Origin of the sequence: Pantoea sp. T14 (assembly GCF_036663535.1) — a bacterium.
In the GTDB taxonomy this organism is placed as follows: domain Bacteria; phylum Pseudomonadota; class Gammaproteobacteria; order Enterobacterales; family Enterobacteriaceae; genus Pantoea; species Pantoea phytostimulans.
On record NZ_JAWUEB010000019.1, the window covers coordinates 1 to 19,964 of the forward strand.

General features: G+C 49.4%; 20 protein-coding genes and 2 tRNA genes. 2 read left to right on the forward strand and 20 right to left on the reverse strand.

Annotation, left to right across the window (positions count from 1 at the left end):
• Nucleotide 1: 1 nt before the first annotated feature.
• The 8 genes from SC127_RS07850 to tam all read right to left on the reverse strand — a co-directional run bounded on the left by SC127_RS07850 (nucleotide 2) and on the right by tam (nucleotide 6,829).
• A tRNA-Arg gene (locus tag SC127_RS07850) sits at nucleotides 2-75 on the reverse strand.
• Between the two features lie 8 nt (nucleotides 76-83).
• A tRNA-Ser gene (locus tag SC127_RS07855) sits at nucleotides 84-176 on the reverse strand.
• Between the two features lie 283 nt (nucleotides 177-459).
• On the reverse strand, nucleotides 460-645 hold the full coding sequence (csrA, locus tag SC127_RS07860; RefSeq protein WP_008927091.1) for a carbon storage regulator CsrA: 186 nt from the start codon (nucleotides 643-645) through the stop codon (nucleotides 460-462).
• A gap of 248 nt (nucleotides 646-893) precedes the next feature.
• A complete protein-coding gene (gene alaS, locus SC127_RS07865) occupies nucleotides 894-3,521 on the reverse strand; it encodes an alanine--tRNA ligase (protein ID WP_332625926.1) in 2,628 nt (875 codons plus the stop codon).
• Nucleotides 3,522-3,656: 135 nt separating this feature from the next.
• Nucleotides 3,657-4,169: a regulatory protein RecX gene (locus SC127_RS07870; RefSeq protein ID WP_243079083.1), complete on the reverse strand. Its 513-nt coding sequence runs from the start codon at nucleotides 4,167-4,169 to the stop codon at nucleotides 3,657-3,659.
• A gap of 119 nt (nucleotides 4,170-4,288) precedes the next feature.
• Nucleotides 4,289-5,359, reverse strand: coding sequence for a recombinase RecA (gene recA / locus SC127_RS07875; protein WP_215845776.1), 1,071 nt, complete (start codon nucleotides 5,357-5,359; stop codon nucleotides 4,289-4,291).
• A 95-nt stretch (nucleotides 5,360-5,454) separates the two neighbouring features.
• A complete protein-coding gene (gene pncC, locus SC127_RS07880) occupies nucleotides 5,455-5,949 on the reverse strand; it encodes a nicotinamide-nucleotide amidase (protein ID WP_243079082.1) in 495 nt (164 codons plus the stop codon).
• Between the two features lie 103 nt (nucleotides 5,950-6,052).
• Nucleotides 6,053-6,829: a trans-aconitate 2-methyltransferase gene (tam, locus tag SC127_RS07885; protein ID WP_332625927.1), complete on the reverse strand. Its 777-nt coding sequence runs from the start codon at nucleotides 6,827-6,829 to the stop codon at nucleotides 6,053-6,055.
• Between the two features lie 162 nt (nucleotides 6,830-6,991).
• Between tam and SC127_RS07890 the strand changes: the two genes are divergently transcribed.
• The gene (locus tag SC127_RS07890) at nucleotides 6,992-7,879 is read left to right on the forward strand and encodes a dihydrodipicolinate synthase family protein (protein ID WP_332625928.1); all 888 of its coding nucleotides are present in this window, start codon (nucleotides 6,992-6,994) and stop codon (nucleotides 7,877-7,879) included.
• A 35-nt stretch (nucleotides 7,880-7,914) separates the two neighbouring features.
• On the opposite strand, the gene SC127_RS07895 is transcribed toward SC127_RS07890, so the two are convergent.
• Nucleotides 7,915-8,250 carry a zinc ribbon domain-containing protein YjdM gene (locus SC127_RS07895; protein ID WP_332625930.1) on the reverse strand — a complete coding sequence of 112 codons (336 nt, stop codon included), beginning with the start codon at nucleotides 8,248-8,250 and terminating at the stop codon, nucleotides 7,915-7,917.
• An 83-nt stretch (nucleotides 8,251-8,333) separates the two neighbouring features.
• Nucleotides 8,334-9,416 carry a lytic murein transglycosylase B gene (gene mltB, locus SC127_RS07900; protein ID WP_332625931.1) on the reverse strand — a complete coding sequence of 361 codons (1,083 nt, stop codon included), beginning with the start codon at nucleotides 9,414-9,416 and terminating at the stop codon, nucleotides 8,334-8,336.
• 366 nt (nucleotides 9,417-9,782) lie between these two features.
• Between mltB and mutS the strand changes: the two genes are divergently transcribed.
• Nucleotides 9,783-12,326 carry a DNA mismatch repair protein MutS gene (mutS, locus tag SC127_RS07905; protein WP_332625932.1) on the forward strand — a complete coding sequence of 848 codons (2,544 nt, stop codon included), beginning with the start codon at nucleotides 9,783-9,785 and terminating at the stop codon, nucleotides 12,324-12,326.
• A gap of 197 nt (nucleotides 12,327-12,523) precedes the next feature.
• Here mutS and SC127_RS07910 read toward each other — a convergent pair whose 3' ends face one another.
• The 10 genes from SC127_RS07910 to SC127_RS07955 all read right to left on the reverse strand — a co-directional run bounded on the left by SC127_RS07910 (nucleotide 12,524) and on the right by SC127_RS07955 (nucleotide 19,944).
• Nucleotides 12,524-12,739, reverse strand: a complete 216-nt coding sequence (locus SC127_RS07910; RefSeq protein WP_332625934.1) for an SDR family oxidoreductase — start codon at nucleotides 12,737-12,739, stop codon at nucleotides 12,524-12,526.
• A gap of 184 nt (nucleotides 12,740-12,923) precedes the next feature.
• Nucleotides 12,924-13,916, reverse strand: a complete 993-nt coding sequence (gene rpoS, locus SC127_RS07915) for an RNA polymerase sigma factor RpoS (RefSeq protein ID WP_215845769.1) — start codon at nucleotides 13,914-13,916, stop codon at nucleotides 12,924-12,926.
• Between the two features lie 51 nt (nucleotides 13,917-13,967).
• Nucleotides 13,968-15,068, reverse strand: coding sequence for a murein hydrolase activator NlpD (nlpD, locus tag SC127_RS07920; RefSeq protein ID WP_243079077.1), 1,101 nt, complete (start codon nucleotides 15,066-15,068; stop codon nucleotides 13,968-13,970).
• Nucleotides 15,069-15,234: 166 nt separating this feature from the next.
• Nucleotides 15,235-15,861 (reverse strand): protein-L-isoaspartate(D-aspartate) O-methyltransferase, encoded by a 627-nt coding sequence (locus tag SC127_RS07925; RefSeq protein ID WP_215845768.1) that lies wholly within the window; start codon nucleotides 15,859-15,861, stop codon nucleotides 15,235-15,237.
• A complete protein-coding gene (surE, locus tag SC127_RS07930) occupies nucleotides 15,855-16,616 on the reverse strand; it encodes a 5'/3'-nucleotidase SurE (RefSeq protein WP_332625935.1) in 762 nt (253 codons plus the stop codon). The genes SC127_RS07925 and surE overlap by 7 nt, the downstream gene beginning before the upstream one ends.
• A 287-nt stretch (nucleotides 16,617-16,903) precedes the next feature.
• Nucleotides 16,904-17,944: a tRNA pseudouridine(13) synthase TruD gene (gene truD / locus SC127_RS07935; protein WP_332625936.1), complete on the reverse strand. Its 1,041-nt coding sequence runs from the start codon at nucleotides 17,942-17,944 to the stop codon at nucleotides 16,904-16,906.
• Complete coding sequence (gene ispF, locus SC127_RS07940) at nucleotides 17,941-18,423, reverse strand: 2-C-methyl-D-erythritol 2,4-cyclodiphosphate synthase (protein WP_279234025.1); 483 nt, start codon at nucleotides 18,421-18,423, stop codon at nucleotides 17,941-17,943. Before ispF ends, truD begins: the two co-directional genes overlap by 4 nt.
• Nucleotides 18,423-19,139 (reverse strand): 2-C-methyl-D-erythritol 4-phosphate cytidylyltransferase, encoded by a 717-nt coding sequence (ispD, locus tag SC127_RS07945; protein ID WP_215845765.1) that lies wholly within the window; start codon nucleotides 19,137-19,139, stop codon nucleotides 18,423-18,425. The genes ispF and ispD overlap by 1 nt, the downstream gene beginning before the upstream one ends.
• Before the next feature lie 3 nt (nucleotides 19,140-19,142).
• A complete protein-coding gene (gene ftsB / locus SC127_RS07950; protein ID WP_215845764.1) occupies nucleotides 19,143-19,457 on the reverse strand; it encodes a cell division protein FtsB in 315 nt (104 codons plus the stop codon).
• A gap of 166 nt (nucleotides 19,458-19,623) precedes the next feature.
• Nucleotides 19,624-19,944, reverse strand: coding sequence for a DUF3561 family protein (locus tag SC127_RS07955; protein WP_215845763.1), 321 nt, complete (start codon nucleotides 19,942-19,944; stop codon nucleotides 19,624-19,626).
• Nucleotides 19,945-19,964 lie beyond the last annotated feature (20 nt).

The following is a 19,964-nucleotide window of genomic DNA, read 5'->3' on the forward strand; positions in this document are numbered from 1 at the left end:
GTGCATCCAGGAGGATTCGAACCTCCGACCGCTCGGTTCGTAGCCGAGTACTCTATCCAGCTGAGCTATGGATGCATCGGAAATGGCGGTGAGGGAGGGATTCGAACCCTCGATGCAGCTTTTGACCGCATACTCCCTTAGCAGGGGAGCGCCTTCAGCCTCTCGGCCACCTCACCAAACGCGTTCTTCCGAACTGTGCTTCTGAACTTTACAACTGCTCATCGGCACTGCGTGGCGCACATATTACTTTCTGGGACTTATAAGTCAAACAAATTTTTCCCACTGCTTGTTCGATTGAACAAATGACAGGCAATTGGCGCAAAATGACGGCAAAAAGAGTGAATAATCAACAAAGAAAGCATGCTGAAGTTAAAAAAGAGGGGAATATTGGGATAAAGAAAAAGGTAGGGATTGGGGTGAAATCGGTAGCGCCTCGCAAAATGCGAGACGCTGAATCCGTTAAACGCTCGTTTGCTGAGTTTTTTCGGCCTGGATACGCTGATAGATCTCTTCGCGATGCACAGACACTTCTTTCGGTGCATTAACACCGATACGAACCTGGTTACCTTTAACACCCAGCACCGTTACGGTCACCTCATCACCAATCATGAGGGTTTCACCAACTCGACGAGTTAGAATAAGCATTCTTTGCTCCTTGAAAGATTAAAAGAGTCGGGCCTGTTCGGACTCCCGGCATTATCCATCATTAAACGCTGAACATAGACTATGACAATTACACCAATGTAGATCGATGCGCCAATACATTCTGCTGATAGTTAGTTTAGCCGAAATACACTACATCAACCTGACTTTGTCATTACCTACTGTACATCGCATGAAAAAGCGCCGGAACAACCGTTCTGACGCTTGCTGCGATGCATTGTTTTATTTCATTACAAACGGCTGGAAACCCATGCTTCAACGCCTGCCAACGCACCATTCAGTGCTGCGGCATCAGTACCACCAGCTTGCGCCATATCGGGTCGACCGCCACCTTTACCACCTACCTGCTGCGCTAACTCTGCGACAAGTTCGCCAGCCTTTACACGATCGGTTAAGTCTTTGGTAACACCGGCAATAAGAGATACTTTCCCTTCGACTACTGTAGCCAACACAATCACCGCTGACCCCAGTTGATTCTTCAGGTCATCAACCATTGTGCGCAGCATTTTTGGCTCTACGTTGCTGAGTTCACTTACTAATAGCTTCGTCCCTTTAACGCTTATCGCATTGCTGCTCAGTGAAGCACTTTCCTGAGCCGCCTGCTGATCGCGTAATTGCTGCAACTCTTTTTCCAGTGCGCGGACATGATCAACCAAACCGCGGACTTTTTCATTCAGGTTGCTGCTATTCGCTTTTACCAGCTGTGCAATGTCGTGCAACTGGGTACTTTGAGCATTGACCTGAGCCAATGCGCCCTCGCCCGTTATCGCCTCAATACGACGAATACCTGCAGCTGTTCCGGATTCAGCCTGAATACGGAACAGGCCGATATCTCCGGTGCGTGCTGCGTGCGTGCCACCACAAAGCTCAACAGAGAAATCACCCATCGTCAGTACACGAACGCGCTGGTCATACTTCTCGCCAAAAAGCGCCATTGCGCCTTTAGTTTTCGCAGCATCAAGATCCATGACTTCAGTTTCGACTGGCAGGTTACGTCGAATCTGGGTGTTAACGATATCTTCTACCTGACGAATTTCATCCGGTTTCATCGCTTCAAAATGTGAAAAATCGAAACGAAGATATTTGTCATTTACCAGCGAACCTTTCTGAGCAACATGGTCGCCCAATACCTGACGTAGTGCTGCATGTAACAGGTGCGTCGCGGAGTGATTCAGACGAATTCGCGCACGGCGCGCTGCATCCACTTCGGCATGAAGACGATCGCCTACGCGTAACTGACCTGAAGCCAGCTTACCGATATGACCAATAGCCTGACCATACTTTTGTGTATCGTGAACATTAAATTCAGCATTATTCCCTGTCAGCTTTCCGGTATCACCTACCTGGCCGCCAGACTCACCATAGAAAGGTGTTTCGTCCAAAACCACAACGGCATCTTGCCCAGCGCTAATTTCTTCAACCGCTTCGCCAGCGACATAAAGCGCTTTGACAGTCGCGGCTAAGTCGAGATGGTCGTAACCCTTAAAAGAGGACGCTGCGTCAATACGAATCACATTACTGTAATCTGAGCCAAACCCGCTCGCTTCACGAGCGCGTTGGCGCTGCTGTTCCATCGCCTTTTCGAAGCCGGCTTCATCAATTTTCAGATTGCGCTCACGGCAGACGTCAGCGGTAAGATCAGCCGGAAAGCCAAAGGTGTCATACAGGCGGAAAACGGTTTCACCATCAAGCGTATCACCTTGCAGTTTTGCCAACTCTTCATCCAACAGCATTAATCCACGCTCAAGCGTCTTAGCAAACTGCTCTTCTTCGCTTTTAAGAATGTTTTCAACCTGTGTCTGCTGACGAGCCAGCTCTTCCCCCGCCGTGCCCATCACTTCAATCAATGGTGCGACAAGCTGGTAGAAGAATGCATCTTTGGCACCCAGCATGTTTCCATGACGTACGGCACGACGAATGATACGGCGCAATACATAGCCACGGTTTTCATTAGACGGGATGACGCCATCGGCGATCAGGAAAGCACAAGAACGGATATGGTCAGCAATGACACGCAAAGATTTATTATTAAGATCGGTTGCGCCGGTGACTTTTGCTACTGCTTGAATCAATTTCTGGAACAGATCGATTTCATAGTTGGAATTAACATGCTGAAGAACCGCCGAGATGCGCTCCAGTCCCATACCCGTATCAACGGAGGGTTTCGGCAGCGGCAACATGGTGCCGTCAGCCTGCCGATTGAATTGCATAAAGACGATGTTCCAGATTTCAATGTAGCGATCGCCATCTTCTTCGGCACTGCCTGGCGGCCCGCCCCAAATATGATCACCATGATCATAAAAAATCTCGCTGCATGGGCCGCAAGGACCGGTATCACCCATTTGCCAGAAGTTATCTGATGCGTAAGCGCTACCTTTATTATCGCCAATACGGATTATACGCTCATGAGGAACGCCGATATCATTGGCCCAAATACTGTAAGCCTCATCATCGGTCTCATAAATGGTTACCCATAAACGCTCTTTCGGCAGTTTGAACCACTGCTCGCTCGTTAACAGTTCCCAGGCAAACGCAATCGCTTCTTTTTTGAAATAGTCACCAAAACTAAAGTTACCCAGCATCTCAAAGAAGGTGTGATGGCGCGCAGTGTAGCCCACGTTTTCAAGGTCATTATGTTTACCACCCGCACGCACGCAGCGCTGCGACGTCGTTGCACGTGAATAATCACGTTTATCCTGACCGAGGAAAACATCTTTAAACTGGTTCATCCCAGCGTTCGTGAACAGCAACGTTGGGTCGTTATTCGGTACGAGGGAGCTGCTGTCTACAACCTGATGTCCCTTGCTATTAAAAAAGTCGAGAAACGCTTGACGGATCTCAGCAGTGCTCTTGCTCATAAATATCCTGAATCACGCTAACGAACGTTCCGCCTCTTCAGGCAAGCCGTAACCGTACGGCTTACATGTTCAGAGGAACAAAAAAGTGGGAATAAGATAAATTTTCTTCAGTGGGAAGTAAAATTACATCGGCTTTTAGCCATCAATATTTCTAAAAATGGATTGAATATCTTCTGATAAAAAGCCTTTCGACTGTAGAAAGCGCTGCACTTTCGCCTTCTCTTTCCATTCTTTCGGTAAGGGGAGGCCAAATTTACGCTCAGCCAGTTGCGCAGCACACTCAGCCCAATCGATATTTGTTTCCTCCATTGCTATATCAATGGCATCACGATCGATTCCTTTTTGCGTCAACTCCATGCGTATGCGTTGCGGGCCATAACCTTTGCGACTACGACTTTGGATAAAGCGCTCAGTAAAGCGCTCATCATTTAGCCAGCCATTCTCTTGACACCAATCCAGCACCTTCTCCATTTGCTCTTCAGTGATGGTTTCGGGCGTTTTTTGCTGCATGTAGGCTGTTCGCTGTACTGACTGCTGCAGCTTGCGTTTTAGCTCTTCACGGCTGTGATCGCGCATGCCAAGTACGCGCATCGCACGATCGAGGAGACGAGGAAAAGAGATGATTTGTGGTTGAGGTTGTTCAGACATACTGCTCACCTTATACAAACGGAGTGAAATTATGGCGGCAGAGCAAAGCAGATGGAAGATAAAGAAAAGAAAGGCAGGAAAAACAAACGGGAGTGAATTTCTTCACTCCCGTAAACGCATTAGAAATCTTCGTTAGCTTCGCTCGCAACGTTTTCAGCGTCATCAACAGACTCAGTTGCTGGCGCAGATTCACCGCTATTATTAAGCAGCATATCACGCAGTTTCTGATCGATTTCGTTTGCGATTGCTGGATTCTCTTTCAAGAAGTTACCCGCATTCGCTTTACCTTGACCAATCTTATCGCCGTTATAGCTGTACCACGCACCCGCTTTTTCAATCAGCTTATGCTTCACGCCCAAATCGACCAGTTCGCCAAAGATGTTAATGCCTTCGCCATACATGATCTGGAATTCGGCCTGTTTAAATGGCGCAGCGATTTTGTTTTTAACCACTTTAACGCGCGTCTCACTACCGACGACGTTGTCGCCATCTTTAATCGCACCAATACGGCGGATGTCCAGACGAACAGAAGCATAAAATTTCAGTGCGTTACCACCGGTAGTGGTTTCCGGGTTACCGAACATCACACCAATTTTCATACGGATCTGGTTGATGAAAATCAGCAGAGTGTTGGACTGCTTAAGGTTACCAGCAAGCTTACGCATCGCCTGGCTCATCATACGTGCTGCAAGGCCCATATGTGAGTCACCGATTTCACCTTCGATTTCCGCTTTTGGTGTCAGTGCAGCAACGGAGTCAACAATGATAACGTCAACAGCACCTGAACGTGCTAACGCATCACAGATCTCTAACGCTTGCTCACCTGTATCTGGCTGAGAACACAGCAGGTTATCAATATCGACACCAAGCTTTTTAGCGTAAACCGGATCCAGTGCATGCTCTGCATCGATAAAGGCACAGGTTTTACCTTTACGCTGTGCTGAGGCAATAACCTGCAATGTCAGCGTCGTTTTACCTGATGACTCTGGTCCGTAGATTTCCACCATACGTCCCATCGGTAAACCGCCTGCACCCAATGCGATATCCAGAGAAAGCGAACCGGTAGAGATGGTTTCCACGTCCATTGAGCGGTCTTCACCCAGGCGCATGATAGTGCCTTTACCAAATTGCTTCTCAATCTGGCCCAGCGCGGCAGCTAAAGCCTTCTGTTTGTTTTCGTCAATTGCCATTTCTACTCCTAATCATGCCGGGTAAACACGCACTCTGGGTGCCTGCTCTCTTTCTGTTGCCGATAATTATACTGTATAGTCATACAGTATCAAGTTTAATTTACCAGAAATTCGCTATACAACGTTTGCAGTGCCCAAGCCACTGATTGGCGTCTTACGGCTTCACGATCGCCAGAGAAATGCTGACAAAAAGCCTTCACTTTTCCTTGCGGCGCCGCAAAACCAAACCAGACAGTACCGACCGGTTTTTCATCACTGCCGCCGTCCGGGCCAGCAATACCGCTAACCGAAACCGCAAACTCCGCCTGTGCTTCACGTTGCGCGCCCAAAGCCATTTCAGTCACTACAGCTTCACTTACCGCCCCATGCTGCGCCAATGAATCTGCCTTAACGCCAACAAGTTGCTGTTTCGCATCATTACTGTAGGTAACAAACCCACGCTCAAACCACGCTGAACTACCGCTGATGTCTGTTAATACTTTGGCAATCCACCCTCCAGTGCATGATTCCGCACAGGTTACTGTTGCTCCAATTTGCTTTAATCGTTCCCCAACTTGCGTACTCAGTATTAGCAGTTGTTGATCATTCATCGCTTATCTCCGTTTAGCTGTTAGCAAAATGGTGGAATGCACCCTTTTTTTCAAGCGCAGCGGCTCAAGGAATAATCAATTTGCGCACTGCTCCCCATAATGTTTAACGTATTTTCATCGCTACGATAAAAAGTCGTGGAAAGGCCAGCAAAACTTGGCCATCAGCGTGCTTAGGATAAGCCCGGCTCAATTGCTCATGATAATCTTTAAGAAACGCGTCCCGCTGAGTCTCATTAAGCGGTTGCAGAAAGGGGCGCAATCCCGTCGCTTGTAACCATGTGATAATAGCTTGAGCATCCGACATAACGTGATAATAAGTAGTACGCCAAATGTTGACCTCACATCCTGCCTTGGTCAGCAAATCATAATAATCATCGCTGGTAAGCAACTGCTTACGCTCTACAGCGTGCGCACTCATTAAGGCATTCCAGGACGCTTTTTCGGCAACTTTTCGCATCAATTGATGCGAAGGTTCATTAAGATTGTCTGGCATCTGAATCGCCAAAGTACCACCAGCGGCAAGCTGTTTAACCAAATGCGGTAATAAGGTTGAGTGTTCGCTTAACCATTGCAGTGATGCATTAGCATAGATAACGTTCTGCGGCACATCAGGCTGCCAGGTCTCAATATCAGCATTGAAAAACTCACATTGCGGTAAACGTATACGCGCTTGAGCGAGCATCGCCTCAGAAGTATCGATGCCCGTAACCAAAGCCAAAGGCCAAGAATCGACAAGTAGTTCAGTGCTGTTTCCGGGGCCGCAACCTAAATCGGTAACCTGTGAGACCTCATCTGCGTTGATTTGTGCCAGTAACTCTCTGGCAGGACGGGTTCTTTCTACTTCAAACTTGCGATATAGCTCTGGGTTCCAATCGTGCACGGCTCACCTCTCTCTTATCAGCTGATGCGCTCAAAAACGAGATGCTTAAAAAATGAAAAGTGCGATGCATACTCCATTTTTGCATTGAGCGCTGGCAGGAAATTTTTTACTTCTTTAAATTAAAACATCGTTTCATTTATAACCCTGATTCAGGAGTAGATCGTGACTACACCTTCAGAATTTGCTGGCGTCTGGTGCCCTTCCGTAACCCCTTTTGATGAAAAAGGCGCTGTAGACATTGAGGCGTTAGGCCGCCATTTTTCACGCCTGAATGCCTCAGGAATCGATACTCTATTACTGATGGGAAGTATTGGGGAATTTGCCTCATTAACACAGCAAGAAAGGCTTTTTTTGATTCGTGAAGCTCGCCAACTTTCTCCGCTAAAAATGGTGGCTAATGTCTCCAGCACTTGCATGGCCGATATTGTTGAGTTGGCTGATGCAGCCTGGAAAAGCGGATTTGATGCGGTAATGGTCTTACCGCCCTACTATTATGGGCAAACGCAGAATCAGCTAATGCACTACTTTGAAGCGCTTGATCAGCAGTTAGGGGGAAAATGGTTTGCTTATAACTTCCCTGCCCGCACAGGCTGCGATCTTACACCAGCATTGATCAGCGAGCTGGCATCAAAGTTACCCAATTTTGTAGGTATAAAGGATACAGTGGACTGTTTGTCGCACAACCGAGCCTTGATAGAGGAAACAAAAAAGGTGCGCGGCGATTTTGCTGTGCTTTCTGGCTATGACGAATATTTGTTACCGAATCTACTGGCGGGGGGTTCCGGCGTCATTTCTGGATTAAATAACATAGTGCCAGAACTTTTTGCCAGCGCTAAACAAGCTTGGCGTAGCGGTGATCTTGCCGAACTGGTACGTATCCAACAACGTATTGGCAAACTCATGGCGATTTATACGGTTGGGGATGATTTTGTGACAACCATTAAAACAGCGGTTTCACGCCGTTTCGACTCGATGACAAGTCACTCACGTAACTATGGTGGTGCGCTGAGTATTGAGCAATGCGCTGCGATTGATCGTCTGTTTGAATGACTATCTGAACGGGCGCATAACTGCGCCCACTCAATTTAGTTCTTTTTAACAAACTCTGATTTCAGTTTCATTGGTCCGAACCCGTCGATTTTACAATCGATGTTATGGTCGCCCTCAACCAACCGAATTCCTTTCACTTTGGTGCCGATTTTAAGCGGCACAGAACTGCCTTTTACTTTTAAATCTTTGATCACAGTAACATTATCACCATCGGCAAGAAGATTTCCGTTGGCATCTCGCACCACTAATTCATCGTTGCTATTTTGGTCTTCAGTTTGACTCCAGACGTGTCCGCACGAAGGGCAGTTGAGATTATCACCGTCCTGCCAAGTGTAATCGGCGTGGCAAAGGGGGCAAGCGGGTAAAGACATAACAACTCCTGAAAACATTGAGGCAATAAAGATGAAATTAAAGGCGCGCCATCATATAACCTTACGGTTACTAAGGACAGCCTTTACAACATCGAACCCTGCCGTGCTTTACTTACCGCTTCACCTAATTGCCATACCGCCATTGCATAATGTGTGCTGTGGTTATAGCGCGTTATGACGTAAAAGTTAGGCAAACCGTACCAATATTGATAGCTTGTCCCTAAGTCAAGTCGCAGCAAACTAACTTGATTATTGCCATTTAGCGATCCCTGTGGAGAAAGGCCGGATGCGGCAAGCATGCTCACGCTGTAACTGGTTTTGAAACCATCCTGAAGTAGAGGTGCCTGACCACTTGCCGGAACAGCAATGTTTTCGCCACTCCGCCAGCCATGCTGCTGGAAGTAATGCGCCACGCTACCAATCGCATCAACCGGATCCCAGAGATTGGCATGCCCATCGCCATTAAAATCAACCGCATATTGCTTATAAGATGATGGCATAAACTGACCATATCCCATTGCACCGGCAAAAGATCCGCGTAAATCTAACGGATCATCTTGTTCATTACGCGCCATCAGTAAAAAGGTCTCAAGCTCGCTGCTGAAGTAAGCTGCTCGACGCGGATAATTAAATGACAGCGTTGCTAAGGCATCCAAAATGCGCGTTTTTCCCATCACCCGGCCCCAGCGTGTCTCTACGCCAATAATACCGACAATGATCTCTGGGGGCACACCATAAACCTGCTGCGCCCGCTGTAACGCTTCTTGATATTGATCCCAAAACGCGACGCCATTTTGAACGTTATCCGGCGTTATGAATTTATTCCGATAACGAATCCATGCGCCGTTTGGTCCACTCGGTGGCGTATAGGAAGGGGCTTGACGATCCATAAGGCGCAAAACATAGTCCAGTCGCTTAGCCTGACCAATTACCGCATGAAGCTGTTGGCGGTCAAAACCATGTTTATCCACCATTTGGTTGATGAACTGCTCTGCTGCAGGATTGCCGGCAAAGTCACCAAACATGGGTTGAACCGCATGGGAAGGCTCAAGTAAAAATCCGCCTTTAGGCGCTTTTTCAACGGCCATTTCCTGTGGTGTTTGGGGCTTACTGCTACAGGCAGCAAGCAGAGCGATAAGCGGTAGATAAGCAACCTTAAAACGCATTCGACATCCATAAGCAGGCTCAAAAGGAACCGTCATGGTAATCGTTAGAACCAGCGACATACAGGCCAAATCGCTAAAAAAAGCGGATTTTCTATCATCTTTACGTATCACATGACGCTTTTGTGAGACATCTCGGCACGTTGTATATCTGTATCAAAAAAGCGTATTCCCACGTAACGTCCTTTGTTAAGTTCTTCGCTGAAAAGGGATGTCAGATGAAGCGCTGGCGTGAATAGTGGTAACATTCACAATTTGCACTCGACCAACCGGTTGTTGCACACATCCCCATAGAAACACTTTTTCAAGCGTGGCGGGAAAGAGGAAGAGGCAACTTTGAGTAAAAATGAGATGAAAGGAGCAGAGCAAATGGACTTCAGCACCCATACGCCAATGATGCAGCAATATCTACGCCTCAAGGCTGAGCATCCCGACATCCTGCTGTTTTATCGCATGGGCGATTTCTATGAGCTGTTTTTCGACGATGCAAAACGCGCTTCGCAACTGCTGGAAATCTCATTAACCAAACGTGGCGCTTCAGCAGGTGAACCCATTCCTATGGCTGGCGTGCCCTACCACGCCGTAGAAAACTATCTTGCAAAATTGGTGCAATTGGGTGAGTCAGTCGCTATTTGTGAACAGATTGGCGATCCCGCTTTAAGTAAAGGACCCGTTGAACGCAAAGTAGTCCGTATTGTGACGCCAGGTACGATCAGTGACGAGGCGCTATTACAAGAACGTCACGATAATTTGTTGGCCGCTATTGTGCAGAGCGCGCGAGGCTATGGTTTCGCTACGCTGGACATCAGTTCAGGTCGTTTTCGCCTGAGCGAACCCGCTGACCTGGAAACGATGGCTGCGGAGTTACAACGCACAAATCCGGCTGAACTGCTCTACCCTGAAGATTTCCAGGCAATGTCTTTGATTGAGCAACGTCGTGGCTTGCGTCGTCGCCCATTATGGGAATTTGAAATTGATACCGCCCGTCAGCAGCTCAATATGCAATTCGGTACGCGCGATCTCAGCGGTTTCGGTGTTGAGCAGGCCCATTTAGGTTTACGCGCTGCCGGATGCTTGTTGCAGTATGTCAAAGATACACAGCGTACCACTCTGCCCCATATTCGTTCGCTTAGCATGGAACGACAACAAGATAGCGTCATCATGGATGCTGCTACGCGTCGCAATTTAGAAATTACGCAGAATCTAGCGGGTGGCACAGAAAACACCTTGGCTGCGGTGTTAGACAAAACCGTTACGCCAATGGGTAGCCGCATGCTAAAGCGCTGGCTACATATGCCACTACGCGATGCTCGGATTATTAATCAACGTCAGGAATCTATCGCTGAATTGCAGGATCTCTGTGAATCCCTGCAGCCTGTATTACGTCAGGTTGGCGATTTGGAGCGTATTTTAGCCCGTCTGGCTTTGCGCACAGCACGCCCACGCGACTTGGCACGTATGCGCCATGCATTTCAACAACTGCCTGAACTTAACGTTCTGTTAGGTAGCGTAGAAACTACGCAGTTAAACACGCTACGTGAGCAAATGGGTGAATTTACCGCGCTACGAGAATTGCTCGAGCAAGCGGTCATTGAATCACCACCGGTGTTGATTAGAGACGGTGGCGTCATAGCACCTGGTTATAACGCTGAGCTCGACGAGTGGCGAGCACTGGCTGATGGCGCTACCGACTATCTCGACAAGCTAGAGATTCGTGAGCGAGAAAAGCTTGGGCTGGACACATTGAAAGTAGGATTCAATGCCGTTCACGGTTATTACATTCAGGTCAGTCGCGGGCAAAGCCACCAAGTGCCAATGCACTACGTACGCCGCCAAACGCTCAAAAATGCTGAGCGCTACATTATTCCCGAACTGAAAGAGTACGAAGACAAAGTCCTCACGTCAAAAGGCAAAGCGCTAGCATTGGAAAAAGGGCTATATGAAGCTTTGTTTGACCAGTTACTGCCCCACCTTGAAGCGCTGCAGCTCAGTGCTTCCGCATTAGCCGAACTGGATGTGCTCAGTAATCTGGCCGAACGCGCCTGGACGCTGAATTACTGTCGCCCAACGTTACAAGATAAGCCGGGAATTAAAATTACAGGCGGACGACATCCAGTGGTTGAGCAGGTGCTGAAAGAACCTTTTATCGCTAACCCACTCTCTTTAGCACCGCAGCGCCGTATGTTGATCATTACCGGACCCAATATGGGCGGTAAAAGTACCTATATGCGCCAGGCTGCACTTATTGCGTTGATGGCCTGGATTGGTAGCTTCGTACCCGCTGAAGAGACTGTAATCGGTCCGTTAGATCGTATTTTTACGCGCGTAGGTGCAGCAGATGATCTCGCCTCGGGCCGATCAACCTTCATGGTGGAAATGACCGAAACGGCTAATATCTTGCACAATGCCACCGAACACAGTTTGGTTCTGATGGATGAAATCGGGCGAGGTACTTCAACCTATGATGGCTTATCACTTGCATGGGCTTGTGCCGAAAATCTGGCAAACAGAATCAAAGCTATGACGCTGTTTGCAACCCATTATTTCGAGCTAACAACGTTGCCAGAAAAAATGGAAGGCGTCGTCAATGTGCACCTTGATGCAGTGGAGCACGGCGATACGATTGCATTTATGCACAGTGTTCAGGAAGGCGCGGCAAGCAAGAGTTACGGCCTTGCTGTGGCTGCGCTGGCAGGCGTTCCTAAAGAAGTGATTAAACGTGCAAGAAACAAACTAAAAGAGTTAGAAACGACATCGACACTAACGGCATCATCAACAGTTGATGGCTCTCAGCTCCCATTATTAGTTGAGGAAACCTCCCCAGCGGTAGAAGCACTTGAAGCACTTGATCCTGATACGCTGACACCGCGTCAGGCACTTGACTGGATTTATCGTCTGAAATCGTTGGTTTAATTTTTCCCGCACACGAGCATTATCGTGTGCGGGTACTTGTTATTCCGGGTTCTTTCTCTGGTGGATTTACTGCTTTTCTCAAATTCTGTCGTGACACTATTTACACGCACTAAACGACGCTTTATCCACCATCAACGACTCAATTTTGCCCAATGATGTGTCTGCTTCCGAACTGCGGGGATATAAAACCGCGCTGACTATTTATTCAGGTAAAGCAAAACGATGTGCGGGATTTTTAACTTCATTTGCTCGGCACGCCAGTAACGCTGACTACGTTCCGTTTCAATGTTTTTTGGCGAAATCGCATGGGCGGTAATACCGAACGGCCCAAGTTCAGTAGCCATTTCACGTATGAAAAAAATCATCCCCGCCTTATTGGTGTAATAAGCCGTATGTTCGCTCAAAGCAATCATGCTCGCCTGAGGGACAATGTAACGATTCTACCGAAACCGCATACTTTCAGCTTATTGACGCAACGCTGTACAAGGAAAAAAACAGGTAGGTTTTATGCTGCCATGTGAAATATGAGCATAAAAAAAGCGGTGATTAACATCACCGCTTTTCGCATTAAAACAGTACTAATTATTCATGAAACCGTTATTCACGAAAAAGTGCTTCAATGTTGAGGCCCTGCGCCTGCAGGATTTCACGCAGACGGCGTAAACCTTCAACCTGAATCTGACGTACACGCTCACGGGTTAAGCCGATCTCACGGCCTACATCCTCAAGCGTTGCCGCTTCATAGCCCAACAGGCCGAAACGACGCGCCAACACTTCACGCTGCTTGGCGTTCAGTTCGAACAACCATTTGACGATGCTTTGCTTCATATCGTCATCTTGCGTGGTATCTTCTGGACCGTTGTCTTTTTCATCGGCCAGAATGTCCAGCAGCGCTTTTTCAGAATCTCCGCCCAGTGGCGTATCAACTGATGTAATGCGTTCATTGAGACGCAACATACGGCTTACGTCATCAACAGGTTTATCCAGTTGCTCCGCAATTTCTTCCGCACTTGGCTCATGATCAAGCTTGTGGGAAAGTTCACGCGCGGTGCGCAGGTAAACATTCAGTTCTTTAACAATGTGAATCGGCAGACGAATCGTACGGGTTTGGTTCATGATTGCCCGTTCAATGGTCTGACGAATCCACCAGGTGGCGTATGTTGAGAAACGGAACCCACGTTCTGGGTCAAACTTCTCTACGGCACGAATCAGGCCAAGATTACCCTCTTCAATCAGGTCCAGCAAAGCCAGTCCACGATTGCTATAACGGCGGGCAATCTTTACCACCAGGCGCAAGTTACTTTCGATCATGCGGCGACGAGAAGCAATGTCACCTCGTAATGCACGGCGGGCGAAGAAAACTTCCTCCTCAGCCGTTAACAAAGGAGAATAGCCAATCTCCCCGAGATAGAGCTGCGTCGCATCTAAAACGCGCTGCGTCGCACCTTGTGACAATAACTCTTCTTCCGCTACGTCATTATCACTAGGTTCGTTTTCAACGAGAGCTTTCTCATCAAAAACCTCAGCTCCGTTCTCCTCGAATTCCGCATTCTCATGTAACTCGTTTACTTTCAGCGTATTCTGGCTCATAAGCGGCTCCTACCCGTGATTCCAAGGCAGAACACCATAGGTTCTGCCGGATTATCGCTGCGGTAAATAACGCAACGGGTTTACGGATTTCCCCTTGTAACGAATTTCAAAATGTAATCTTACTGAACTGGTACCGGTGCTACCCATGGTAGCGATCTTTTGCCCCGCCTTAACTTCCTGTTGTTCCCGGACCAGCATTGTATCGTTGTGGGCGTAGGCACTCAGGTAATCATCATTGTGTTTGATGATGATTAAATTACCGTAACCCCGGAGAGCGTTACCTGCGTAAACCACCCTTCCCGATGCGGTGGCGACAACAGATTGTCCGCGCGATCCAGCGATATCGATACCTTTATTGCCACCTTCCGCAGCAGAGAAGTTATCGATAATCTTCCCATCAGTCGGCCAACGCCAGCTTCCCACCGGCGTTGAACTGTTGGTCGTACTACTGACCGTGGGTGGTGCGGTAACGGCAGGAGCTGTTGTCGTTGCAACATTTGCTCCTTTCGATGGCAGAAGTTTACTGCCGCTCGAATTACCCGAATCATCAGAATACGTAATAACAGGTTGCTGTGCAACAGCGGCAGATTTAATTTGTGGCGATGTTGGGACGCCCCCCTGCGTTGCATCGGCGACGGTAATGGCATTGCCACCCGTGATCGGCTGACCAGAGGCATCACCGATCTGCAAAGTCTGCCCTACATTCAGGCCATACGGGGCTGAAACGTTGTTACGTTGGGCTAAATCGCGGAAATCGTTACCGGTAATCCAGGCAATGTAAAACAGTGTATCACCGCGTTTAACGGTGTAAGTTTCACCTGAATAGCTACCTTTCGGAATGTTCTGATAACTGCGATTGTAAACAATTCGCCCATTTTGCGTCTGTACAGCGTTATCTGCGCTAATCATTCCACTATTGCTTTGTTGGGAAGCTGTATTATTGCTTAACATTCCTCCCTGACTTGGCATTGCGGGTACACCGCCAGAAGGGGTGTTTGGCTGATCAGAAGCCGTGTTCATACCGCCGCCATCACCAATTTGGCTAATGGGTGCTTGTGAGTTATCGCCTGAGCTACAGCCCGCCAGCCAAAAACCTACCAGTGAAAGCGCCGCCAAACGGCGTAATTGAAAAATAGTGCTTCCCGTGCTCATTGATCCCCCGTGATGGCAACCCTGCTGTACCTGTCCTACTCTACTCGCCAGCACAATACTCTGTGCGGCGCGTTAAAATCTGATTTTTCATTGATGAAAAGGGATAGTAACAAGATCAAGTACGTGGTGCTATGAAACAGTTGTGAAGAAATACGTAGCAGAGGCCTTAAGCTAAATCGCCCTGAACTAAAGGAACAAACCGGACCGGTTCAATTATCTCTTCAACAAATTCCTCTCCCTTACGACGCAGGCGTTTCAGCACTTGCTGATCCTCGCCGACCGGGAGCACCATAATGCCGCCATCTGCTAATTGCGCCATCAGCGCAATCGGAATTTCGGGTGGGGCAGCCGTCACTATGATGGCGTCATAGGGGCCACGTGATGGCCAGCCTTGCCAACCATCGCCGTGACGTGTGGAGACGTTGTGCAGATCAAGTTGCTTTAAGCGGCGTTTGGCCTGCCATTGCAGACCTTTAATGCGTTCGACCGAATAAACATGATCGACGAGATGAGCGAGAATTGCAGTTTGATAGCCAGAGCCAGTGCCAATTTCCAGCACGCGAGAGTGCGGCTGTAGCTCAAGCAGCGCAGTCATGCGAGCTACCATGTAAGGCTGAGAAATGGTTTGTCCTGAGCCAATCGGCAGTGCCACGTTATCCCAGGCTTTATGTTCAAACGCTTCGTCGATGAATCGCTCACGCGGCACATCAGCAATGGCTTTGAGCAGGCATTCATCGTCAATGCCCTGCTGACGAAGTTGTGTCAACAACGTTTCGATGCGCCGGTTCACCATGCCAGATTTACCTCAGCGTTAACCAGCCAGTCAGAAAGAATATCCTGAGCCGCGTGTGCGGTAAGATCAACATGTAATGCAGTGACAGAGACGTAACCTTGATCCACCGCCGCGAAATCTGTATCAGGGCCTGCATCTAATTTTTTCCCCGGCGGTCCAATCCAGTAGAGCGTATTACCCCGCGGATCTTGCTGAGGAATAACCTGATCGGCCGGATGACGACTGCCACAACGCGTCACACGAATACCTTTGATCTGATCAAGCGGTAAATCGGGTACGTTGATATTGAGGATGCGGCCGGTCCGCAGCGGCTCACGCGTTAATGCTTTGAGCAGCGCGCAGGTTACCGCAGCGGCAGTGTCATAATGCTGATGACCATCCAGTGAAACCGCCAATGCTGGCAGTCCCAAATGTCGCCCTTCCATTGCCGCCGCGACAGTGCCGGAATAAATCACATCATCACCGAGATTAGGACCCGCATTAATACCCGAAACTACAATCTCAGGACGCGGTTGCATTAATGCGTTTACGCCAAGAAATACGCAATCCGTTGGCGTTCCCATTTGCACCGCAATATCCCCATTTTCATGGGTAAAGGTGCGCAGCGGCGTTTCCAGCGTCAGGGAGTTTGATGCACCACTGCGATTACGATCGGGTGCGACGACCTGAACGTCGGCAAATTCCCGTAATGCCCTGGCAAGCGTTTGAATGCCCGGCGCATGAATTCCGTCATCGTTGCTGAGGAGTATCCGCATTTCACCCTGACCTTTTTTGATTCAATCCAACCTCGCGGGCAGACAAGCAGAGATGCCTGTCAGCGAAAAAAGCCCATGTGGGGGTCTTTGCATTCTAGCGGCGGGAGAGGGGAAGTGGTAGACGTAAATAGTCCCATAACAGCGCTTTGCCGCAACATTACCCGATGAACGAACAATGTTACGGCAATCACCAAAGACGTTTAGCAGGACTTATGCGGCAAGCTGGCAACATAAAAACACCCAACACAATGCGGTAGGTCGCTCTTACGTTCAGCAATCGGCTAACTTTATTCGTCCAGGTTGGTGTTGTCAGCCGTATTGTTCAACAGCTCGCGTACCACGCTGGTGGCAAAGCTTCCGGCAGGAAGCCAGAACTGCATTTCCAGCGTTACGTCATCCCACCACGCCCAGCGCAGGTCGCGTGGCACCACTAACATTGCGCGACGGCCCGCATCAACGCGTTCACGATCGAGCAGAGAAATCAGCATCGATGAGTCCGCCAACGCTTGCTGCTCAAAGGCTAACGCTTCTGCTTGCGGACCCGGTTCACCGCGTCCTGGCATTGGCGCGGTAACGCGCAATTCATGCTGATCAACGCGCGCCTGCAATGCTTCAAGTTCGTCTGCCTGGGCGACAAACCAACTGCCGCGCCCGGCTAGCTGCAGTGCGTCGCCAGTCAATACATGGCTCAATCCGCCCTGCTGTTGCATGCGGGCGCTAGTGACCTGATTGAACAGCGCACTGCGAGCAGCAGAAAGAATCAGGCTGCGCTTATTACGATCGCGTAAGCGGATTTCATCGCGCGCCCATTGCTGCGCTATCGTCAGGTTATTACCGTTGTGACCAAAGCGCTGTTCGCCAAAATAGTTAGGCACGCCGGCATCGCGGATTAAAGCCAGCCGATGTTCAACCGCTTCGCGCTGGCTGACCTGACGGATCACAAGACGAAATGCATTACCCGCCAGCGCACCAATACGCAGTTTGCGCTTATGGCGCACAACCTGAAGAATTTCAACGCCTTCAAGCTCAAAGCCACGCAAGTCGGGCATGGCATTACCTGGCAGGCGGAAACAGAGCGTTTGTTCGGTAACAGCATGGCGATCTTTCATGCCCGCATAGCTCAGATCGCGCAGATGAATGCCGAGATATTTCGCCAGAGCCTCGGCAACAAAGCGGGTATTCGCGCCTGTTTTACGAATACGCACCAGCAGATGCTCACCTTCACCGTCTGGGCTATAACCGAGATCTTCCACCACCACAAAATCTTCTGGGTTGGCTTTAATCACACCGGTAGCGGTTGGCGTGCCGTGTAAATAGTGCAGCGTCATGCGGGCTCCGCTTTCAGCAGCAGCGCCACCGCTTCACACGCGATGCCTTCACCGCGTCCAGTAAAACCCAGTTTTTCAGTGGTGGTGGCTTTTACGTTAACCTGATCCATATGACACCCCAGATCTTCGGCAATATTTACCCGCATCTGCGGCACGTGCGGCAGCATTTTCGGCGCTTGGGCGATGAGAGTGACGTCAACATTGCCTATCTGATAACCCTTGGCCGCAATGCGACGCCAGGCCTCACGTAGCAAACCACGACTGTCAGCGCCTTTGAATGCTGGATCGGTGTCAGGGAATAGCTTACCAATATCACCCATTGCTACCGCGCCTAACAGCGCGTCGGTTAACGCATGCAGCGCCACGTCGCCATCGGAATGGGCAATAAAACCGTGCTCAAACGGAATTCGCACGCCGCCAATCACCAGCGGACCTTCTCCACCAAAAGCGTGAACGTCAAAACCGTGACCGATACGCATCATGCGCTCTCCTTTAATTGAATCTGACTGAGATAAAAAGCTGCCAGCGCCAGATCTTCTGGCCGGGTAACTTTGATGTTATCACTGCGTCCACTGACCAATACCGGATGATAGCCGCAATATTCCAGCGCCGAGGCTTCATCAGTAATGTTGGCATTTTCATTCAAAGCCCGCGTCAGGCAAGCGGTCAGCAGCGCGTGAGGAAAGTATTGTGGGGTTAATGCATGCCAGAGGTCTTCGCGTTCCACGGTATGAGCAATGGCTACTTTACCGGGTTCGCCGCGCTTCATGGTGTCGCGCACCGGTGCGGCCAGAATGCCGCCAACACGGCTTTGCTCACGAATTTGCAACAGACGCGAAAGGTCATCCAGGTGCAAACATGGACGTGCCGCATCGTGCACCAGCACCCAACTCGCGCCCTGCGCAGCCTCTAATCCTGCCAGCACCGACTCAGCACGCGTCTCTCCGCCCACCACGCGAATAACGCGTGGATCACTTGCCAGCGGCAGCGAAGCAAAGTGTTGGTCATCCGGGCTTACTGCAATGATGACCTGCTTGATAGCAGGATGCGAAAACAGGCGTGCAATGCTGTGTTCCAGAAGGGTGTGCTGACCAATCGTCAGATACTGCTTAGGACAAGTCGCCTGCATGCGGCTGCCGATACCGGCCGCCGGCACCACGGCAATCACATCCGCAAAAGAGGACACAGTGTTCATGTTTTATCGTTGTTGGTTTTGCGCAGCTTGCGCGTTACGTTTGTTCTGATCAGGAACCAGACGAAAGAAGGTTTCACCGGGTTTAATCATGCCCAACTCATTACGTGCGCGTTCTTCGATCGCTTCGGAGCCACCATTGAGATCGTCAATTTCGGCGAACAGCTGATCGTTACGCGACTTAAGTTTGGCGTTATTCGCCTGTTGAACCGCGACGTCATCATCAACGCGCGTATAATCATGGACACCGTTTTTCCCCAGCCACAATGAGTATTGCAGCCAGCCTAACAGCACCAATAGCAGTAACGTCAGTTTTCCCATCCCGCCCCCTAAAAACGGCCCAATCATCCCATAACTTTGCGCAGGACTCCACAACAGCAACGAAAATGGTCCGCTTTGCTGCATGTGTGTACAAAAGTGACGTCAAAGAAGTGAAATTAGCGGGTAAAGTTTTGTAACCAGCCGATGCGTTTGCACATCAACGTAATCACCAGCCGGAGAGGAAAGTGAACAATAGCCAGAACAGGCAGATAACAGAAATGACGGTAGCAAGTAAGGTCCACAGCAATTGACCCCGTAGCAACATGCTATACACGATCCCCATAATCACCGATACCGGCAGCAGCGCGAGAAAGAATGGCCAAGTATAGAGAAAGAAGAATAGCGTGTTGGAACCGTAGAGCAGGAAAGGGATTGCCAGCGCGCACCAGTAAGAAAGGAAGCCGATAATACCGCCTGGCAGTGACGAGCGAGGCTCATCATCAGGGCGTTCATCTTTGCGAGCCAACATAGGGGTAATATTCTGCATAAAAATCCTGGTGACCGAAT

Coding starts and splice junctions, on each gene's coding strand:
- alaS (WP_332625926.1), bottom strand. CDS start 3,521: ATGAGCAAGAGCACTGCTGAGATCCGTCAAGCGTTTCTCGACTTTTTT.
- surE (WP_332625935.1), bottom strand. CDS start 16,616: ATGCGGATACTCCTCAGCAACGATGACGGAATTCATGCGCCGGGCATT.
- csrA (WP_008927091.1), bottom strand. CDS start 645: ATGCTTATTCTAACTCGTCGAGTTGGTGAAACCCTCATGATTGGTGAT.
- truD (WP_332625936.1), bottom strand. CDS start 17,944: ATGACGCTGCACTATTTACACGGCACGCCAACCGCTACCGGTGTGATT.
- mltB (WP_332625931.1), bottom strand. CDS start 9,416: ATGCGTTTTAAGGTTGCTTATCTACCGCTTATCGCTCTGCTTGCTGCC.
- ispF (WP_279234025.1), bottom strand. CDS start 18,423: ATGCGTATCGGTCACGGTTTTGACGTTCACGCTTTTGGTGGAGAAGGT.
- recA (WP_215845776.1), bottom strand. CDS start 5,359: ATGGCAATTGACGAAAACAAACAGAAGGCTTTAGCTGCCGCGCTGGGC.
- pncC (WP_243079082.1), bottom strand. CDS start 5,949: ATGAATGATCAACAACTGCTAATACTGAGTACGCAAGTTGGGGAACGA.
- SC127_RS07895 (WP_332625930.1), bottom strand. CDS start 8,250: ATGTCTTTACCCGCTTGCCCCCTTTGCCACGCCGATTACACTTGGCAG.
- SC127_RS07870 (WP_243079083.1), bottom strand. CDS start 4,169: ATGTCTGAACAACCTCAACCACAAATCATCTCTTTTCCTCGTCTCCTC.
- nlpD (WP_243079077.1), bottom strand. CDS start 15,068: ATGAGCACGGGAAGCACTATTTTTCAATTACGCCGTTTGGCGGCGCTT.
- ftsB (WP_215845764.1), bottom strand. CDS start 19,457: ATGGGAAAACTGACGTTACTGCTATTGGTGCTGTTAGGCTGGCTGCAA.
- SC127_RS07910 (WP_332625934.1), bottom strand. CDS start 12,739: ATGATTGCTTTGAGCGAACATACGGCTTATTACACCAATAAGGCGGGG.
- SC127_RS07925 (WP_215845768.1), bottom strand. CDS start 15,861: ATGGTGAACCGGCGCATCGAAACGTTGTTGACACAACTTCGTCAGCAG.
- ispD (WP_215845765.1), bottom strand. CDS start 19,139: ATGAACACTGTGTCCTCTTTTGCGGATGTGATTGCCGTGGTGCCGGCG.
- SC127_RS07955 (WP_215845763.1), bottom strand. CDS start 19,944: ATGCAGAATATTACCCCTATGTTGGCTCGCAAAGATGAACGCCCTGAT.
- rpoS (WP_215845769.1), bottom strand. CDS start 13,916: ATGAGCCAGAATACGCTGAAAGTAAACGAGTTACATGAGAATGCGGAA.
- mutS (WP_332625932.1), top strand. CDS start 9,783: ATGGACTTCAGCACCCATACGCCAATGATGCAGCAATATCTACGCCTC.